Here is a 2909-nt window from a genome sequence, read left to right as displayed (position 1 = left end):
CCGTGGTCCTGGCCGCCAACCTGGCCGTGGACGCCGGGCTGCTCGCACTCAACCCGGGGGCCCGCCAGGCGCCGTCGGCCCGAACAGCCCGGACGGGGGCCCGGTGAACGCCTTCCGCGGAGCCGCCCGGCTGTCGGTCGCCCGGGCCGCGCTCGCCGTGCTCGCGCTCGTCGCCCTGCTCGCCGTGTTCGGCGGCCAGCTGGCCCCGCTGGACCCGCTCGCCCAGGACCCGGCCCACGTCCTGGGCGGCCCGAGCGGCACCCATCCGTTCGGCACCGACTACCTCGGCCGGGACGTGCTCAGCCGCCTGCTGGCCGGCACGGGCCTGTCGGTGGCCGCCGCCGCCGAGGCGGTGGGCGCTGCGCTGCTGCTCGGCATCCTCCCCGGCCTCGCGTCCGTCCGGTTCGCCTCCGCGCTCACCTGGATCTCGCTGCGGACCGTCGACGCCCTGATGACCCTGCCCTTCACCCTGTTCGCGATCGCCGCCGTCGGCGTCCTCGGCAACGGACTGCACCAGGCGATGCTGGCCCTCGGCGTGCTGCTCTCGCCGCTGTTCTTCCGCGTCACCCGGGCCGCCGCACTCGGCCTGGACCGCGCACAGTACGTCGAGGCCGCCGAACTCGCGGGCGCCGGCCGGATCCGCATCCTGCGCACCCACATCTGGCCCAAGGTGCTGCCCACCGTGGCCGTCACCACCGCGCACGCCCTCGCCACCGCCCTGCTGACGGTCGCCTCGCTGACCTTCCTCGGCATCGGCGTCCAACCGCCCGCACCCACCTGGGGCGGCATGCTCGCCAGTGACCTCGGCTTCCTCGCCCAGCAGCCGTGGGCGCCCGCCGTGCCCGCCGCCCTGATCATGCTCACCGTCGGAGCCCTCAACCTGCTGGCCGACGCCGTGCGCGACGCCGACCCCGCGGACGCACCCGTCGCGGCCGGGGCCACCGCGGACACCGGCAGCACCGCCGCCGCCCGGACCGCCGCCCCCGGCGCCGCCATGACACCGAAGGAGACCGTCGATGCCCGCCGCCGCGCCCACGCCTGAACGCCCCGCGCTGACCGTCGACGGCCTGCACGTCACCGTCGGGCACGGCCGCACCGAGGCCGTCCACGACGTCTCCTTCACCGTCCGGGCCGGCGAGGCCGTCGGCCTGGTCGGCGAGTCCGGCAGCGGCAAGACGCTGACCTGCCGCTCCGTCCTCGGCCTGCTCGCCCCCGGCACCGCCGTCTCCGCCGGCCGGATCGACCTCGGCGGGACCGACCTCACCGGACTCGACGAACGCGCCTGGCAGCGGGTCCGCGGCCTCCGCCTCGGCGCCGTCTTCCAGGACCCGGGCTCCTACCTCAACCCCTCGCTCACCGTCGGCCGGCAACTCGCCGAACCCCTGCGGGCACGGCACCGGCTGTCCCGCCGCGAGGCACGCCGCCGAGCCGTCGACCTGTTCGCCTCCGTCGGCCTGCATGACCCGGAGACCGTCCACGACCGCTACCCGCACGAGCTCTCCGGCGGCATGCTGCAGCGCGTCCTCGTCGCGATCGCCGTCTCCGACGACCCGGAGCTGCTGGTCGCCGACGAGGCCACCACCGCACTCGACACCGTCGTGCAGGCCGAGGTCCTCGACCTGCTCGACCGGCTGCGCACCGAACGCGGCCTCGCCCTGCTGCTCGTCACCCACGACCTCGCGGTCGCCGCCCACGTCACCGACCGGCTCCTCGTCCTCTACGCGGGGGAGATCGTCGAGGACGGACCCACCGCCGAGGTGCTCGCCGCCCCCACCCACCCCTACACCGAGGCGCTGCTCACCGTCGCCTCCCTCGGCGACCGGCACCGCCGCGACCTCGCCGTCATCCCCGGCCGCCCGCCCGAGCCCGGCACCGCCGGCCCCGGCTGCCGCTTCGCCCCGCGCTGCACCTACGCCACCGACGCCTGCACCGGCGCACCCGTCGCCCTCACTCCGGTACCCGGGCGCAGCTCCCACACCGTCCGCTGCCTGCGGACCGCCGAACTCGCCCTGCAGGGAGCCCTTCCTCCCGACCGCACGGAGGTGCCCGCATGACCACCGCCACCGTCGGGCCCGCCATCGCCCGATCCGCCGCCCGCACCGAACCGCTGCTCCGCATCCGCGGCCTCGAGGTCGCCTTCGGCCGCGACACCACCGTCCTCGGCGGCGTCGACCTGGACGTCCGGGCCGGCGAGATCCTCGGCGTCATCGGCGAGACCGGCTCCGGCAAGACCACACTGGCCCGTGCCGTCGTCGGCCTCGCCCCCGTCACCGCCGGCCGGATCACCGTCGACGGCGAGGACCGCACCGCCCTGCGCGGCCGCGCCCTCCGGGCAGCCCGCCGGGCCGGCACCGTCCAGTACATGTTCCAGGACCCGCTCCGCTCCCTCGACCCGGACCTGACGGTCCGCCGGCTCGTCGGCGAACCGCTCGCCGTCGCCCGCGTTCCCGCCGGGGAACGCCGCACCCGGGTGCTCACCGCCCTCGACCAGGTCGGCCTCGACCACGCCCTCGCCGACCGCACCCCCGGCCGCCTCTCCGGCGGCCAGCGCCAGCGGGTCGCCCTCGCCCGGGCGATCGTCACCCGGCCCCGCCTGCTCCTCGCCGACGAGCCGGTCAGCGCCCTCGACGCCTCCAACCGCAACCACGTGCTGCGACTGCTCGACCGGCTCCGGCACGACCTCGATCTCGCCGTCGTGGTGATCTCGCACGACCTCGACTCGCTGGCCGGCATCGCCGACCGCATCGCCGTCCTCTACCGGGGCCGCCTCGTCGAACACGGCCCCGCCGAGGCCGTACTGACCCGGCCGCTCCACCCGTACAGCGCCCTGCTCGCCGCCTCCGCACCCAGCCTCGACCCGGCCCACCGCGCCGACCTCGCCCTGCTGCGCGCCCCCGCCGCCCGCCCGC

Annotated in this window: 3 protein-coding genes; all 3 read left to right on the top strand. The window is 76.8% G+C overall.

Translation table 11 applies throughout. From position 1 onward, the window contains the following. Positions 1–103 precede the first annotated feature (103 nt). On the top strand, positions 104–1042 hold the full coding sequence (locus ABZ641_RS31395; RefSeq protein WP_359987306.1) for an ABC transporter permease: 939 nt from the start codon (positions 104–106) through the stop codon (positions 1040–1042). Beyond that, positions 1017–2054, top strand: coding sequence for an ABC transporter ATP-binding protein (locus ABZ641_RS31390; protein ID WP_359987303.1), 1038 nt, complete (start codon positions 1017–1019; stop codon positions 2052–2054). The genes ABZ641_RS31395 and ABZ641_RS31390 overlap by 26 nt, the downstream gene beginning before the upstream one ends. Further along, positions 2051–2909: ATP-binding cassette domain-containing protein (locus tag ABZ641_RS31385; RefSeq protein ID WP_359987300.1), on the top strand; the 859-nt coding region annotated here is incomplete at its 3' end. The genes ABZ641_RS31390 and ABZ641_RS31385, both read left to right, overlap by 4 nt.

Source organism: Kitasatospora sp. NPDC007106 (assembly GCF_040634455.1).
In the GTDB taxonomy this organism is placed as follows: domain Bacteria; phylum Actinomycetota; class Actinomycetes; order Streptomycetales; family Streptomycetaceae; genus Kitasatospora; species Kitasatospora arboriphila.
Note: the sequence above shows the minus strand (reverse complement) of the source record. Positions and strands in the feature narration are given on the sequence as shown.

What these genes read in the sequence shown, in the direction of transcription:
- ABZ641_RS31390 (WP_359987303.1), top strand. Translation starts at nt 1,017, where the DNA reads ATGCCCGCCGCCGCGCCCACGCCTGAACGCCCCGCGCTGACCGTCGAC.